The organism is Acinetobacter sp. GWC1_38_13 (assembly GCF_001767535.1).
Classification (GTDB): domain Bacteria; phylum Pseudomonadota; class Gammaproteobacteria; order Pseudomonadales; family Moraxellaceae; genus Acinetobacter; species Acinetobacter junii.
Genome location: NZ_MELG01000025.1, coordinates 1 through 16,449, shown reverse-complemented (window position 1 = coordinate 16,449; position 16,449 = coordinate 1). Strand labels below are relative to the sequence as shown.

The following is a 16,449-nucleotide window of genomic DNA, read 5'->3' as shown; positions in this document are numbered from 1 at the left end:
TGTTCTCTCCTATGCAAAAAGAATAGACGAAATTTGTCTAGGAGAGTGGTGGCAGTCCATAGACACTTACCTATCTTCAATCCAACGAGGGAGTTTGGCTTATGTAGGTTTTGAGGTACTTCCGCCATTTATTGCTTATCATGTTCCTTATATTAAGGATGAAGATAGAATGAACATCATTGAAAAGTTTGAAGATTATTTAAACAATATAGATCAATTAACGCCTTTAGAGTTTCCAAAATTAGAAAAGTTTGATGAGAAACTTTATCCGCTTTAACAAAATCAAACTTAAAAAAACAGTCACACTTTTATAAAAATATGACTTTTCTATCATTAGAACTTAGTTTTTATGTTGAATTTTATAGCACTCATCCAAAGCCAACTCATAATAAGCCAAACCATCTTGAGCTGCCTGAAAAGCTTTTTTCTGTAAAACAGGATCTTTGTCACATAATCTTTTGATTAATTCCATCGCTTCGTATGGATGCAAATCATCATAATGCGCATGAGCTCTCAACCAAGCCAATGATCGTTTATTGATATTGACTTCAGGATGTGAAGTATAAGTTTGAATCCCTTTGTAGACTTGGATTGTCCAATCACCTGTCGCCCACTCAATGGCTAAATTTGTTGCAGCAATACTTTCAGCCAAGCCACCTCTAAAATTTACATCCCACAAATAATGATTCACAGCATTCATCGCCGCAGGAGGCCTAACGTTATTTAACATCTCAACAGTCAAACCGAATCCACCTGCCCAATCTTGATACCAATTTAAATGTCTTTCTTCAACTTTGATATTTTGGATTAACCAGTCTCGGGTTTCGGTTACACCATCTAGAGCAAAGTTAGTCGCTTTAGCTAATGCACCTGCCATGTATGATGGAAAATGAGCAACCAATGGATAAAAATTTAATAATGCAGAACGGAAACACTCGAGGCTTAAATCCCCATTTGCCATGTCCACAAATAATGGATGTTTACTCACTCTTTCTTTAGCAGGTACAAGCTCATCCCAGAACTTTTGCGCCCAATCAGAATGAGGCGTGATTTCTAATTTTGTGCTGTATTGATTCATAGCAGTCATTGCGATGCATCCTATTTCGTATGACTTAATTCAATCACTCTGTATGTGATTGATGCTTTTTTCTAAATTGTATCTTATTGCTCCAAATATACAATCATTCTTGGTAAATTTGTAACAGTTTTTAAGGGTTTGATATTTTATTCGTCTGAATCATTATATTATTTAATAGATTTTAATAAATTCGATCAATGGATGATGCGTGGGGACTAATTAAAGTTGAATTTTGCACTAATTATTTTTTTATTATCGAATAAAAATTTTTAATTTAATTCGATGCAACATAGTTTTTTAAATAATCCATATTTTACATGTATAAAAATATTTGGGAGTGGTGAGAGATAAGATGAAGTTGAAGGCTTCCAATATTTTGGGACAAGAACAAATCGACTTGTTAATTTCTCGCGGGCTAAATTTAGTTTGGTTTCCTAAAGAATTAGAATCGATCTACAAAGATCAGTATAGAAATGAAGCAGCTTATGAGTTTCGTTATAGAGCTCCTATTATTTTAGGGTTATATGCATTTCTAAGCTTTGGTATCTATCAAGTTCTCCCTTCAGGCATGCGTTTTGAATGGTTTGCTTATTATGGCTGGGTTGGCATTATCATTATGCTGGCTTGGTTACTTGCCTTTGCACCGAAACTGAATAAATGGTTTGATCATTATGTTTGTTTGGGTTCAATGGGTGCCGTTGCAATCACATTTACCCTTATCAACGTACTTGAACAAGGTCAAAATAACGTTTTATTCCACGCAGCAATGATGTATGCCGTCGTAATTATTTATGGCTTCGTTGGAATGCGTTTTTACACAGCCATTATTGCTGGCTGGGCTGGTGGATTGATTGGCGTAGCTGCAAGTACTTGGCTAAATGGTTCTATTGATTGGACTTATTTACATCGCACATATACTTTCAGTAGTTTTTTAGGCATGGCTTTAGCTTATGCAACTGATCGACAACATCGAGAAAACTATCTACAAAATTGCATGATTGAACTGAATCGTCTTGAGTTGATGCGTCAAGCACAGCAATTATCAATTTTATCTCAACAAGATGCTTTAACGGGCTTAGCAAATCGTCGCTATCTAGATGAAGTACTTGAGAACGAATGGAAAAGAGCCACTCGACATGAGATGCCACTTACCATCATGATGATTGATATTGATTTCTTCAAACTCTATAACGATACACTAGGTCATATTCAAGGTGATCAATGCCTTAGACGTATCGCCATTATGTTGGGTTCGATTGCATCAAGAAGTGGAGATTTAGCTGCTCGGTATGGCGGTGAAGAGTTTTTGCTATTGTTCTCTATAACTGATCGAGATCAGGCTATTATTCAAGTTCAGCGCTTAATGGAACTAATCAGAAATATTGGTATTGTGCATCCTCGAAGCAATATATCTAAGCACGTTACGATCAGTGTTGGTGTGGCAACCATTACACCAACATTAAATGACAGTCTTTCAGAGTTTGTATCTCAAGCAGATCACGCATTATATATTGCTAAAAGTAATGGTCGAAACCAATATCATATTGCAACATCTAATAATAAAGTTTCAGAGTTATTATAACCACTAAAATGTAATTTAAATTTATTTAAATAATTTTATATTATTTTAACCACTAATAAAAAAGACACCTATTAATTTAATAATAGGTGTCTTTATATTTTATGGTTCTATAGGTTTAAATGGCGGAACTACATCTGCATTCTGAGCACGATGTCTTAAAAAATGATCCATCAATACTATTGCCAACATTGCTTCTGCAATAGGTGTAGCACGCACACCTACACACGGGTCATGTCGCCCTTTCGTTAATACATCTGTATTTTCACGATCAATCGTGATTGTTTTACCTGGTGTTGTAATACTAGCAGTCGGTTTTAGAGCGATTGCAACACGGATTGTTTGTCCACTTGAAATACCACCTAGAATTCCACCAGCATGATTTGCAAGAAAACCATCTGTAGTGAGTTCATCACGAGTTTCGTGACCAAATTGACCCGCAACAGCGAAACCATCCCCGATCTCAACGCCTTTTACAGCATTAATGCTCATCATCGCATGTGCAATATCAGCATCTAATCGATCAAAAACAGGTTCACCCCAACCCACAGGAACCTTCTCAGCAAGGATTTCCAGTTTAGCCCCACAACTTGTTCCTTGCTCACGTAATGAAGTCACAAGTTGTTCAAAACGAGGGACAGCATCAACATCACCACAAAAGAATGGATTATTTGGCACTTCATTCCAATCTAATTTCTCAGCAACCTCATTACCTATTTGCGTGACATGACCACGAATATCGATTCCAAATTTCTCAGCTAGGTATTTTTTTGCAATAGCACCTGCAGCAACACGCATAGCTGTTTCTCGAGCGCTTGAACGACCACCACCACGATAATCACGGAAACCGTATTTTTGCGTGTAAGTATAGTCAGCATGACCAGGGCGGAAAGTTTGAGCAATATTACCGTAATCTTTTGATTTTTGATCTGTATTACGAATTAGTAAACCGATCGAAGTTCCGGTTGTTTTTCCTTCGAAAACACCTGATATGATTTCAATTTCATCAGGCTCTTTACGTTGTGTTGCGAACTTAGAGGTACCTGGTTTACGGCGATCTAAATCACGTTGTAAATCAGCTTCACACAGTTCAAGACCCGGTGGCACTCCATCGACAATTGCCATTAAGCCAGCACCATGTGATTCACCACATGTTGTTACCTTAAAGAGTTGCCCAATACTATTCCCTGCCATGTTTTAGCCCCTTAACTTTGAACAGATTGCTGAAATATTTCTTTATAACGGCGGCATTGTTCAGCAGTTAATGCAAAAATACCAGAACCGCCTTTTTGGAAAGTGAGCCAATGGAAGTCAACTGTATTGAAGTTTTGGCGCATTGCCCATTCTGAGTTACCCACTTCGATGACGATTAGACCATCTTCAGTCAAATAATCAACAGCTTGAGCTAACATTTTGCGCACTAAATCCAAACCATCCTGACCCGCAGCAAGTGCCAATTCAGGTTCATGCAAAAATTCTTCTGGTAAATCGGCCATATCTTCTGCATCCACATATGGTGGATTGCTGACAATAAGGTCATATTGATTTTCAGCTGGGATTTTTGCAAACAAATCAGATTCCAGTAATGCAACTTGATATTGTTTGTTGTGATGTTCTGTATTAATGGAAGCAACTTCTAAAGCTTCTTTAGAAATATCAGTAGCATCTACTTCAGAATCAGGAAATGCATAGGCTAATGCAACTGCAATACAACCAGAACCTGTACACATATCTAAAATACGTTGCGGTGTTTTTGGATTTGGATTAACAGGTAAGCTATTTAAAGCTTCAAGCATTTGTCCATTTTCATCTAAGCAGTATGGTGCAAAACGCTGTTCAATTAATTCAGCAATTGGTGAACGCGGAATCAAAACACGCTCATCGACATAGAATGGCTTATTAAAGAAATATGCCAAATTCAATAAGTATGAGGTTGGAACTCGTTCGTTGATTCGACGTTCTAACAAACTGAGGAATTCAGCCTTTTCACTCGGCAAAAGTTTCGCATCTAGAATTTCTGAATCTGCATTCCACTCTAGTGATAAAGTTTGTAAAACCAAAGCTGAACTTTCTGCAAAATAATCTTCAGTACCTTGTCCTAAGTGTGCGTCATATTGACGAAGTGCGGTTACACCAAAACGAATAAAATCTCGAATGGTTACTAAATTTTCAGCCGCTTCTTGTAAATGTTCAGGGCTGATTGTAGGTCGCTCCACTTAGGCGTCTCCAAAATGCAAATAGCAAAAACGCTTTATTCTAACGGGATTCAAGCCTATTTAACAGTAAAAAACCGCTTCTACAGACTAGAAACGGTTTATGAAATTTAAATCAAGGTAGAAAATTACAAACCCAACTTTTGAGCAACATAGTCTGAATCCTTATCTCCGCGACCAGAAAGATTCACGACGATCTTCGTATTTTTATCCATTTTAGGTGCTTCACGTAATGCCCAAGCCACCGCATGGGAGCTTTCTAGAGCAGGCACAATACCTTCGACACGCGAAAGCGTCATAAATGCATCTAAACACTCTTGATCTGTTGCTGTTTCATATTGAACACGTCCCAACTCTTTAAGAAAACTATGTTGTGGTCCTACACCAGGATAATCCAAACCTGATGCAATAGAATGTACAGGTAGGGGTTCTCCTTGATCATCCTCAAGCACATAACACGCCATACCATGAATTTGACCTGGTTTACCTAATGTGAGTGTAGCTGAGTGTCTATCCGTATCTAAGCCATGACCTGCTGGCTCAACCCCAACAAGTTTTACTTCAGGGGTATTTAAGAATGCAGTGAAAGCACCAATTGCATTTGACCCACCGCCTACACATGCAACTACATAATCAGGGTTTTGTCCAAAACGTTCGTTTGCTTGAGTTTTAATTTCATTTCCAATAATCGACTGAAAGTCACGTACCATTTTTGGAAATGGATGCGGACCAACTACAGAACCAATCGCGTAAATATAATTTTTAGGATCTTTTAAATATTCTTCAAAAGCACTATCAACTGCATCTTTTAAAGTTGCAGTCCCCTGAGTAACTGAAACCAAATTTGCACCCAAAATTTTCATCTTAACGACGTTTGGATGTTCTTTTTCGATATCTACTTGTCCCATATGAATTTCACAGGGAATACCGACTAATGCACAAGCAGTTGCTAGAGCAACACCATGCTGTCCTGCACCAGTTTCAGCTATGACCTTGCTTTTGCCCATATATTTAGCAAGCAAAGCCTCACCTAAACAGTGATTAATTTTATGTGCACCAGTATGATTAAGATCTTCTCGTTTTAAATAAATCTGTGCCCCACCTAGTTGATCAGATAGACGTTTCGCATGAAATAAAGGGCTTGGGCGACCAACGTAATTTTTAAACAAATCATTAAGTTCATCTTGAAATTCAGCTGTATGACGAATTTCTTCATAAGCATTGTTAATTTCGTCCATTGCCTCTTTTAAATGAGGAGGGATAAATTGACCGCCAAAATTACCAAAAAAGCCTAATTCGTTAGGCAAAGCAATGCCGTTAATTTGATGTTCCATGTCTTTTCCTGTTCTTATAAAGTATTAATGTCAATTTTTAGCGTGATAAATATCGTGTCATATCCTCAATCCCCTTGAGGGTCATCGGATACATATGATTTTCAAAAATCTCTTTAATCCAGCCAATAGTCTGTGTGTAATGCCAATAGCCTTCTACTTCAGGATTTAACCAAGCTGTTTTATCAAAATGTTGGCGTAATCGTCTTAACCAAACCTCACCAGCTTCATCATTCATATATTCAACTGAGCCACCCGCTGACTTTAGCTCATAAGGCGCCATACTCGCGTCACCTACGATGATGACACGGTAGTCACGTCCATATGTATGAAATAAATCCCATGTATTCATACGCGTTGAACTACGACGATGATTATCTTTCCAAACATAGTCATAGAGACAGTTATGGAAATAGAAATACTCTAATGTCTTAAATTCTGACTTGGCAGCACTAAACAACTTCTCACATTCAGCAATATAAGCATCCATGGAGCCACCAACATCAAATAGCATCAAAACCTTAATACGGTTACGGCGCTCAGGAACAAGTTGTACGTCTAAGATACCCTGTTTTGCAGTCTCACGGATCGTACCATCTACATCTAACTCTTCTGCAGCACCTTGTCGTGCAAATTTACGTAAGCGACGTAAAGCAATTTGCATTTGTCGTGTACCTAAAACTTGATCATCATCAAGATTTTGGTATTTACGTTGCTCCCATACTTTTACAGCCGAGCGTTTGCGTCCTGGCCCACCAATACGCACACCTTCAGGATGATCACCAAAGGCGCCAAAAGGTGAAGTTCCACCCGTACCAATCATGCGATTGCCACCTTGATGCTTTTTATGTTGTTCGCGTAAACGCTCTTCCAACATTTTCATCAATTCTTCGAGGGAACCAGCCTTTTGTAGTTCTTCACGTTGCTCTGGTGTTAGATGTTTCTCTAAAAGCTCAAGATCAAACCAATCTTTAGGTAGTTTATGAACCTGTTTAAGCAATTCATCTAGATCGAAAGTTTCAATGCCATCAAAATAATCTTTCATAGCACGATCAAACTTATCAAAATATCGTTCATCTTTGACTAAGACAGTTTTAGCCAATTGATAGAACTCGTCTTGATCTGCGAAAACAAGACCTGAAGCCACAGCCTGATTAAGATCAATCAATTCACGGGTGGTAACAGGAACGCCATATTTACGTAAGGTGTAAAACAGTCTCACAAACATTGGTAGACACTCTTAACGGCGTGACATAAAAGCTAAACGCTCAAGTAACTGCACATCTTGTTCATTTTTAATCAAAGCACCATACAGTGGCGGAATTGCTTTTGATTTATCATGATTGCGCAATACATCTTCAGGCATATCATCAGCCATAAGTAAGCTCAACCAATCAATCAATTCAGATGTTGACGGTGGTTTTTTCAGGTTTGGGACTTGGCGTAACTTGAAGAATATTTGTAATGCTTCGCTCACCAATGTATTAGAAATACTTGGGAAATGAACAGCAATAATGTCGCGCATAGTTGCTTCATCAGGGAATTCAATATAATGGAAGAAGCAACGACGCAAGAATGCATCTGGAAGTTCTTTTTCATTATTTGAAGTGATGATAACGATAGGTCGTTGAGTTGCGGTAATTGTTTCCCCTGTCTCATAAACATAGAACGACATTTTATCGAGTTCATGCAACAAATCATTTGGGAACTCAATATCTGCCTTGTCAATTTCATCAATTAACAATACACAACGTTCTTCGCTGGTAAATGCTTCCCACAACTTACCTGGTTTAATATAGTTTTTAATGTCATATACACGATCGTCGCCTAACTGGCTATCACGTAAGCGAGATACAGCATCATACTCATACAGACCTTGTTGTGCTTTAGTCGTTGACTTGATATGCCAAGTAATCAATTTCAAACCTAAGCTTTCAGCAACCTGCTCAGCAAGTAAAGTTTTACCAGTCCCTGGCTCACCTTTAACTAATAAAGGCTTTTGTAAAGCTCGTGCAGCTTTGACTGCAAGTTTGAGGCTATCGGTTGCGATATATTGATCTGTACCAGTAAAGTGTTGTGTATCAGCAGACATTTTAAAACCTTATTTTTCTATATTTAACTGTGTGTAGATTTAAACCGTGTGTCCTGTTTTATTTGCAGTGTATTTAGACCAGCAAAACCCAACCAGTAATCCTAATCCAATTACAAATAAAATTAAGGATAAATTTGACCAAATAAGAACATGCTCTTTGGTAAGTACACCGAAGATCAGTCCAAAGATTGCTGGGGCTAATGCAGAATTAGGCCCCTCGGAGATGGTTGGTGTGACTAAAATTGCAAAAACAATAATCCAAAGTATTCCACCCACTGGATTCGGTAAACGCGACATCAAACGATACCAGCACCATAAGGCAATCAATGTTCCAGTCACATAAACAATAATGGCTACATTTTCTTCTGGAAATTGATCAAAGACCGAAAGAATTTGTGACCATATTGCCGTTAGAGTCTCAAGCACCGCGTAATCCCTCAGGTTCTACAGCATTCGGGTTGATAAGACCTTCTGGTGGCATTTGAATAAAAAAGCCTTTGGTTTGCAAAGAGTCTAATACATGCAAGACATTTGCACGTGCAAGCTTACGCTCAGCATGCAACTCTAAGTGCATTACAAATGTTGCTTTACCAAAAGCTTGCAAGACATTTTCAGGAACGACTTCTAGAGGATTCTCTTGATCTTTATCCTCAGGATAGTTTGGACGAGCAATATAAATATACATTTCGTCTTTTTTACTCGATCTATAAATATCGCAGTGCATGTTTACTCACAACCATTATCAATCAAAAACAGCATACATGAAAAAAACTGTAGGTACATTAAGGAATGTTAACGCTACAGTCGTATTTTATACTGTTCTTATTTACCTAGAAATCTTCATTTGAGTTGTTAAAAACTCAATATCTTCTTTGAAAAGTGCAATTAACGGCTCTGTCAAAAGATCATAGCGCCAACCTAATAAATAACTTGGTAAATCTTGTTCATCGAGATGAAAGACCACATGCTCATAAATCGCATTTAGCCACTTCTTACGTAACAACACTTCCTTTGGAATACCTGTTTTATTGACCACCATTTCGATCAATAGATCAACACGAGGTGCAATTTCTTTGGAGTTGTTTTTGACAGGACGCGCCAAACGCAATGGCCATTCATCTTCTGGGGGTAAAAACTTCAGTAGATCTAAAATTGTTTTACCATGCTCACGCACAATATTTGGTCGCATGTCTTTAACTTGTGCCAACTGGAAAGTATTTCGCGGATTCTTTTCGACTAGATCAATCATTGTGGCATTTTTAAGTATGAAACTACGCGGTTGATTCATCGCTTTAGTAATTTGTTCACGCCAGATGCTTAATTGTTGTAATTGCATCAACTCACGCCTAGAGTGACGATAATTACCAATATCCGTATAAAGTTCAGATAATGGTGTCTCTAATGCGATTTCTTTAGTTAGATTTTGGCAATCCTCTAAAACATAGGAATATAAACCCTTTGTTTGAAGATCAAACTTCAGCCTTTCTGCCAGCTTATTTAAATATAGTACGTCATTTGCAGCGTAACTCATTTGCTCTTGACTAAGTGGACGTGCTAACCAGTCCGAACGTGTTTGGTCTTTATCGATATCAATATTCAAACAAGTTTTTAATGCATTTTGATAGCTGACCTGCAAACCATGACCAAGAAAAGCCATCGCGACTTGCGTATCAAATACATTTTTTAATGGCTTTTGATCTGCGTAATGATAAATCAGATCAATATCCTCACCGCATGCATGAAAGATATTCTGCTGAGCTTCAAAAAGCTTACGCCAAAAATCAGATAAATCTAGCGCAGCGCCATCTAACAACGAAACCTGATCATTTACATTGATTTGGCAAACGCCTAATTTCGGATATAAGGTATCAACCTTAATAAACTCAGTATCAAGTGCGTATGTGGAACAATGTTCCATTTGATTGAGGAGAACAGCTAGATCTTTTTGCTGTTGGATAAACTGAAACATAATTGCTCAAGTAAAAAAATTAAAAACATAGCGATGCAACGATTTCATTGCAGTTATTGCTCAAGCGAGATCAGATGCAAAAATTTACTCAGTATTCCACATGCAAAACATGAAATTACTCCCTATTCCATTTGTAAATCAGCGAAAGTCCATTTCGCCAGCCAATAGTGCCACAAATTTAAATAATTATAGCTATGATAATGTAAGACAAAATGTAAAATTTAATTATTTGTTTAAATTAACAGCATGAATTTAAAATAAATATATAAATTATATCGACCTTAGTCTTATTTCATACGCATTCGATTATGTACAGCCTGACTCAAAGTGTGACTGTCTACATATTCCAATTCACCACCCTGAGGTACGCCTTGTGCAATTCGAGTCATATGTATTGGCAAGTGTTTTGTCGCTTCAACCAAATAATGTGCCGTTGCTTGCCCCTCAACTGTTGCATTAGTTGCTAGGATCACTTCTTCAATTTGACCTTCACTTAAACGCTGCACTAAATATGGGATGCCTATTTCCTCAGGTCCAATACCATCAAGTGGTGATAGATGCCCACCTAAAACATGATATTTACCTCTAAAGCTTCCACTTTGTTCAATTGCCATAACATCAGCGGGTGACTCAACCACACACAGTAAATTTGAATCACGCTCTGTCGACGCACAAATATCACAAATTTCATTTTCAGTGAGTGAATGACAAATTCTGCATTCGTGAATATGACTCGAGGCCTCATGCAATGCATAAGAGAGTGCAAAAGCACCTTCACGGTTCTTCATCAATAAATGTAATGCCATACGCTGTGCAGACTTAGGACCTACACTCGGCAAAATACGCAATGCTTGAACCAATTGTTCAAATCGTTCACTAAACACAAATTAACTCGAATATTTGTAGAAAGAATCCCCCTAAGCTTATTTTTCAAACTTAGGGAGTAATCAATTAGAACAAGCCAGATAAGCCCGGTGGTAAACCCATACCAGAGTTTGCACCTTGCAATTTCTCTTCTGAAATCGCTTCAGCTTGACGAGCAGCATCATTCATCGCAGCTGCGATCAAGTCTTCAATCATGTCCGCTTCATCTTGCAATAAATCAGGACTGATCTCGATACGTTTTACAACATGGCGACAAGTCATAGTTACTTTAACTAAGCCACCACCTGCTTCAGCATGAACTTCAGTTTTCGCAAGCTCTTCTTTGGCTTTTTTAAGATTTGTTTCCATGTCTTTTTGCATGCGCTGAGCTTGCTGCATGAGCATATTAATGTTCATAACTTTCTCTCGTTAAATTAAATCTAAACCACGTGACAGATCACGAATAATATCATTGATATCTTCTAAACCAACAGATACACGGATTAAACCTTCCTCAATACCTGCTGCTTGTTTGGCTTCAGCCGACATTCTACCATGTGAGGTCGTCGCAGGATGTGTAATTGTTGATTTGACATCACCAAGATTACTTGTAATGGATAAGAATCTTGTATTATCAATTACAGTCCAAGCACCTTGACGCTCTCCTCTCACAACAAATGAGACAACCCCACCAAAACCTTTTTGCTGTTTCTTAGCCAATTCATGACCTGGGTGATCTGGCAATCCAGCATAATATACCTTTTCAACTTTATCATGCTGCTTGAGCCATTCAGCTAATATCTGAGCACTCGCACAATGCGCCTTCATACGTAAGCTCAATGTTTCTAAGCCTTTTAAGAATATCCACGCATTAAAAGGACTCATTGAATTGCCTAGTGTACGGATCACACCATTCACTTCTTCGAGTAAATCATTTTTACCAACAACGGCACCACCCAGTGCACGTCCCTGACCATCAATATATTTAGTTGCAGAATATAGAACTAAATCTGCTCCGAATTTGATGGGTTGCTGTAATGCTGGAGTACAGAAACAGTTATCTACAGCGAAAAGAGCACCATGTGCATGTGCAATATCTGCAATCGCCTGCATATCACCAACTTGTGCTAGAGGGTTGGATGGTGTTTCTATAAATAACAAACGTGTATTTGGCTGTAAGGCATTTTTCCAACCTTCAAGATCGTCTAAATCAACAAAAGTGACTTCAACCGCGAATTTAGCTACATATTTTTCAAATAAGGCAATAATTGAACCGAATACAGCACGTGAACAAATGACGTGGTCACCCGCTTTCAAATACGCCATACAAATTGCATGTACAGCAGCCATACCAGAACTTGTTGCAACTGCACGCTCAGCACCATCAAGCGTAGCCAATCGCTTCTCAAAAGCTTGTACTGTTGGATTGGTATATCGAGAATAAGTATTGCCTGCTACTTGACCTGAAAATTTCGCAGCAGCATCAGCAGCGCTTTCACATACAAACGATGAGGTTAAAAAAATAGGTTCACTATGCTCACCTTCAAAAGTACGGTTATGACCAGTACGAATTGCAAGCGTATCTAGTTGATATTCTAAATCATCATTTGGATTCATCGTTTTGTATGCCTTATGATTAATGGGTTCAGGAACACTGTATTCTATACTCTGGACAGTTTTGCAAATTGCAAAGAATGAACCTATAGGTTTCTGCCCATTTCAACTTTGGCTAAAATTTTCTCACATTTGAATATAAAACCAAGCAATAAGATCACTATTGCTCTCTTCTAGAATCCTATCTGATTAATTTACGCACAAAAATTAAATTCATATTACAAAGTGTTATTAAATTCCGCCTAAATGTGCCAACATTTTGAGCGCCTAAGGTATTTAAGGTCAAGGCGAAAGATACAATAATCGCTTAGACTTCGTGCAATCTTGACTCATGATGAGACTTAAAAAGATGAAATCGCTTGTGGAACAGCAAAAAATAAATTTTAAACATCTCGCTATGCGTGTATTTGAAGCAGACAAATTAGTCTTATCTCAATCTACACCTTATCAAGTTATTGCCGAATTTAAACAAACACGTGTCAGATTCTATGCTTCTGAAAACAAGCGTTATAAGGAACCTCTTGTCTTCGTTGCACCACTTGCGATTAATATGGATATATACGATTTATATCCATACCGTTCTTTAGTTAAACACTTTCAAGAAAGCGGCTTTGACGTGTACCTGATTGATTGGGGTAAATTAACTTATAAAAATTATCATATTGATTTCTTATCATTCATCGATAAGTTCATTCCACGTTGCATTGAAGCAATTCAAAAGCATTCGAAATCTAAAGAAATCTCGTTACATGGTTGGAGTATGGCTGGCATCTTTGTCACACTATATACAGCACGCCATCAACCAGATGCAGTAAAAAATCTAATCGTATTGGGTAGTCCAATTGATAGTTATGCATCAGGTTATATTGGTAAGCTATATAAAACGCTCGCCTATGTGACAACACGTAATGCGACGATTAAAGACTATATTTACAATCGTCTCCCAAAACTCATGATTCATTCACCAGGTTTTTTAAATTCTTTGGGCTTTAAGTTACTCGATCCTAAAGGTTGGATCGACGGCAATATCCAACTGCTTAAAAATCTGGATAATCTAAAACTGGTTCAGGAAGATGCAACTTTAAGTCATTTTCTTAACAATATGATTGATTATCCTGGTGGCATTAATCAAGACATGCTGTTTAATGTCTGGATGCAGAACCCATTAAAAAATGGTGCAATCACACTAAAAAACAAAACCATTGAATTAAAAGGTATCAACTGCTCTCTATTAGTTGGCGCTGGGAAAAGTGATCAACTAGTAACAGCTGATGCTGCTTTTCCATTAACTCAGTTGACAAATAGCCAAGATGTCACGTTTACTCTTATACCTGGCGGACACTTAGGTTTAATGTCTAGTCAAAATAGCTCAATCGAGTTTTGGCCGACACTTACAAAATGGCTAGAAGAACGTTCAACACATTTAAAAAGGTAAACTATGACTCAATCTGTTGCATTTATCGGTTTAGGTGCCATGGGATATCGCATGGCTGCTCATTTACCAAAATATTTCGACACCGTTTATGTTTGGAACCGAAATTTTAGTAAAGCTGAACAACATGCAACAGAATTTGGAACAATCGCTGCTGAACTCGAACAAGCAGCGCAAGCCGATGTGATTTTTTCTTGCTTACCGACCAGCCAAGATGTTGAAAACCTAATAAGCAGTATCAAAATCAAATCAGGTGCAATTTGGATTGACTGTACCAGTGGTGTCCCTGATGCAGCGCGTCGTCTAGCTGAACAGCTCAAAGCTCAAGATGTAGCATTTTTGGATGCACCCGTCAGTGGTCAAACTATAGGTGCAGAAAATGCAACCTTAACATTTATGGTAGGTGGTGATATTGATGCATTTGAACGAGCCTATCCTGCTATGTCTGCTTTAGGAAAACTTATTCAACACGTAGGCGAGTCTGGCGCAGGCTTTGCAGTAAAAGCCATTAATAACATGTTGCTCGCTGTAAATTTATGGTCAGTAGCTGAAGGTTTTACAACATTAAAAGCACATGGCGTAAATCTAGATGCCGCCTTGAATTGTATTAATGCTTCTAGTGGTAAAAGTCTAGTCACTGAGAATATTTTCCCGCAACGTGTTTTAAGTCGAGAGTTTCCTGTTACTTTTGCCCTGCCTTTATTAGCTAAAGATACGGGAATTGCCCTAGATTTGGTACACGATGCAAAATTACCTGCACCTATACTATCTTTGGCACAAAGTCTCATTCAAGCTGCAAGCTTAACTGCTGAATCCAATAGTGACTTCTCTGCTGCAGTTAAAATGTATGAATCTTGGACTAAAATCACGCTTAAATAAGACCCTTTATTTATGCAATATTCTATTCATCGGCAATTTGATATCTGAAATTTATTAGATAGCACTGCATAAATATGTGGTGCTTTGAATATTGAATTTATTTCAATGTCTATAACTTGAGATTATTAAATTACATTTAAAGCTAATTAACTTACTTTAAGTCAATGAAAAATATATTTTTTATTTTTGAATATGAATAAATCATGAAGTAAAAATTACACTCAAACAATACACATTGATTGAAATTTCATGAATAAGCCTTATATTGGTAAGTACGTAGGGATCAAATGCCATATGAATATCGTTTCATAAAGCCTTGATTTATACCTTTTTGAATAGAGGAACACCTCATGAATAAGTTTACGGTTGCAGTTATTGCAGGATTAATTTCTTTTACTGGTTTTAATCTCCAAGCTGCCACACCAGAACAAGAATGTAAAAAGTTGCAAGATGACTACAACCTCATCTATGCATCAAAAGGATTCTGTTTTAAAGACGCTGATGCGAAAGCTAAATATGGTAATGAAAACTGCCATACGACTAAGCCAAAATTTTCAGATAAAGAGCAACAACGTCTCGATCAAATCAAAGCTCGGCAAAAAGAGCTTAATTGCAAATAAAACGACTTAAATGCTTCACCTATGGCTCTCTTATTGAAATCATTAAGGGAGCAATTTTTTAACTTAGTACATCATATAAAGGATTAATCATGGCATACGATGACCAAAATATTTTCGCGAGAATTTTACGTGGCGAATTACCTGCGATTAAGGTCTATGAAGATGATCAAGTACTTGCATTTATGGATATTATGCCCCAAGCGGAAGGTCATACGCTTGTTATCCCAAAAACACCTGCAGTAACTCTACTCGATTTACCTGCGGATGCTGCTGCATACACCATTCAAATTGTGCAAAAGATTGCTCGAGCGATTGAAACTGCATTAGATGCAAAAGGTATTGTTTTAATGCAATTGTCTGGTGCTTCTGCTGGGCAAACTGTTCCTCACGTGCATTTTCACTTAATTCCAAGTTCAGTACATGAATTGGGGCGTCATGCTGCCAAGATGGGCGATCAAGAAAAAATTAAAGAATTAGCAGAAAAAATTAAAGCTGCACTGTAATTTTTCACATAATAAAAAGCGAAGTTATAACTTCGTTTTTTATTATTACTATAAAAATCAATAATAAATATAATTATTACTAAATATAAATCGTCATCAAACTGTCATCTTTCCTTCACTTCTCTGTCACAAAGTTTACCGATAATGCATACAAGTCAGTGAGCTGTGTAACTTTTTGTACATAAGCAAGCTTATTACAGTAACTAAGGCAACTGCCATTTACAAAAAAGTGTTTTGGAGAAATCTCAATGAAAAAATTGCTTCTTGCTGCTACT

Annotated in this window: 17 protein-coding genes and 1 pseudogene; 6 read left to right on the top strand and 12 right to left on the bottom strand. The window is 37.6% G+C overall.

Annotated features, from left to right (window positions below):
- Positions 1 to 277 (top strand): annotated as a pseudogene (locus A2003_RS02460) (hypothetical protein); the annotation flags it as partial.
- 63 nt (positions 278 to 340) lie between these two features.
- On the opposite strand, the gene A2003_RS02455 reads toward A2003_RS02460, so the two are convergent.
- On the bottom strand, positions 341 to 1,087 hold the full coding sequence (locus tag A2003_RS02455) for an iron-containing redox enzyme family protein (protein WP_004954430.1): 747 nt from the start codon (positions 1,085 to 1,087) through the stop codon (positions 341 to 343).
- Positions 1,088 to 1,430: 343 nt separating this feature from the next.
- Between A2003_RS02455 and A2003_RS02450 the strand changes: the two genes are divergently transcribed.
- On the top strand, positions 1,431 to 2,660 hold the full coding sequence (locus tag A2003_RS02450; protein ID WP_039047931.1) for a GGDEF domain-containing protein: 1,230 nt from the start codon (positions 1,431 to 1,433) through the stop codon (positions 2,658 to 2,660).
- 99 nt (positions 2,661 to 2,759) lie between these two features.
- On the opposite strand, the gene aroC is transcribed toward A2003_RS02450, so the two are convergent.
- The 11 genes from aroC to A2003_RS02395 form a co-directional block, all read right to left on the bottom strand.
- Complete coding sequence (gene aroC / locus A2003_RS02445; RefSeq protein ID WP_286686755.1) at positions 2,760 to 3,851, bottom strand: chorismate synthase; 1,092 nt, start codon at positions 3,849 to 3,851, stop codon at positions 2,760 to 2,762.
- Between the two features lie 11 nt (positions 3,852 to 3,862).
- Positions 3,863 to 4,873, bottom strand: a complete 1,011-nt coding sequence (gene prmB / locus A2003_RS02440; protein WP_286686754.1) for a 50S ribosomal protein L3 N(5)-glutamine methyltransferase — start codon at positions 4,871 to 4,873, stop codon at positions 3,863 to 3,865.
- 125 nt (positions 4,874 to 4,998) lie between these two features.
- Complete coding sequence (gene trpB / locus A2003_RS02435; protein ID WP_151835425.1) at positions 4,999 to 6,204, bottom strand: tryptophan synthase subunit beta; 1,206 nt, start codon at positions 6,202 to 6,204, stop codon at positions 4,999 to 5,001.
- A 37-nt stretch (positions 6,205 to 6,241) separates the two neighbouring features.
- Entirely contained in the window at positions 6,242 to 7,429 is a 1,188-nt protein-coding gene (locus A2003_RS02430) for a vWA domain-containing protein (RefSeq protein ID WP_004915807.1), read from the bottom strand.
- A 12-nt stretch (positions 7,430 to 7,441) separates the two neighbouring features.
- Positions 7,442 to 8,293 carry an AAA family ATPase gene (locus tag A2003_RS02425; protein ID WP_004915804.1) on the bottom strand — a complete coding sequence of 284 codons (852 nt, stop codon included), beginning with the start codon at positions 8,291 to 8,293 and terminating at the stop codon, positions 7,442 to 7,444.
- Between the two features lie 39 nt (positions 8,294 to 8,332).
- A complete protein-coding gene (locus A2003_RS02420; RefSeq protein WP_004915801.1) occupies positions 8,333 to 8,719 on the bottom strand; it encodes a hypothetical protein in 387 nt (128 codons plus the stop codon).
- Complete coding sequence (locus A2003_RS02415; RefSeq protein ID WP_004915797.1) at positions 8,712 to 9,017, bottom strand: YcgL domain-containing protein; 306 nt, start codon at positions 9,015 to 9,017, stop codon at positions 8,712 to 8,714. The genes A2003_RS02420 and A2003_RS02415 overlap by 8 nt, the downstream gene beginning before the upstream one ends.
- 102 nt (positions 9,018 to 9,119) lie before the next feature.
- Positions 9,120 to 10,262 (bottom strand): ribonuclease D, encoded by a 1,143-nt coding sequence (locus A2003_RS02410; protein WP_004961806.1) that lies wholly within the window; start codon positions 10,260 to 10,262, stop codon positions 9,120 to 9,122.
- Positions 10,263 to 10,549: 287 nt separating this feature from the next.
- Entirely contained in the window at positions 10,550 to 11,146 is a 597-nt protein-coding gene (gene recR, locus A2003_RS02405) for a recombination mediator RecR (protein ID WP_004915789.1), read from the bottom strand.
- 67 nt (positions 11,147 to 11,213) lie between these two features.
- Complete coding sequence (locus A2003_RS02400; protein WP_004915785.1) at positions 11,214 to 11,543, bottom strand: YbaB/EbfC family nucleoid-associated protein; 330 nt, start codon at positions 11,541 to 11,543, stop codon at positions 11,214 to 11,216.
- 12 nt (positions 11,544 to 11,555) lie between these two features.
- Positions 11,556 to 12,743 carry an O-succinylhomoserine sulfhydrylase gene (locus tag A2003_RS02395; RefSeq protein ID WP_004915783.1) on the bottom strand — a complete coding sequence of 396 codons (1,188 nt, stop codon included), beginning with the start codon at positions 12,741 to 12,743 and terminating at the stop codon, positions 11,556 to 11,558.
- 346 nt (positions 12,744 to 13,089) lie between these two features.
- Between A2003_RS02395 and A2003_RS02390 the strand changes: the two genes are divergently transcribed.
- The 4 genes from A2003_RS02390 to A2003_RS02375 all read left to right on the top strand — a co-directional run bounded on the left by A2003_RS02390 (position 13,090) and on the right by A2003_RS02375 (position 16,174).
- Positions 13,090 to 14,175, top strand: a complete 1,086-nt coding sequence (locus A2003_RS02390; protein ID WP_004915776.1) for an alpha/beta fold hydrolase — start codon at positions 13,090 to 13,092, stop codon at positions 14,173 to 14,175.
- 3 nt (positions 14,176 to 14,178) lie between these two features.
- Complete coding sequence (locus A2003_RS02385; RefSeq protein WP_286686753.1) at positions 14,179 to 15,051, top strand: NAD(P)-dependent oxidoreductase; 873 nt, start codon at positions 14,179 to 14,181, stop codon at positions 15,049 to 15,051.
- A 350-nt stretch (positions 15,052 to 15,401) separates the two neighbouring features.
- Positions 15,402 to 15,671, top strand: a complete 270-nt coding sequence (locus A2003_RS02380; RefSeq protein ID WP_004954451.1) for a YARHG domain-containing protein — start codon at positions 15,402 to 15,404, stop codon at positions 15,669 to 15,671.
- 89 nt (positions 15,672 to 15,760) lie between these two features.
- Complete coding sequence (locus A2003_RS02375; RefSeq protein WP_004954452.1) at positions 15,761 to 16,174, top strand: HIT family protein; 414 nt, start codon at positions 15,761 to 15,763, stop codon at positions 16,172 to 16,174.
- Positions 16,175 to 16,449: the final 275 nt, after the last annotated feature.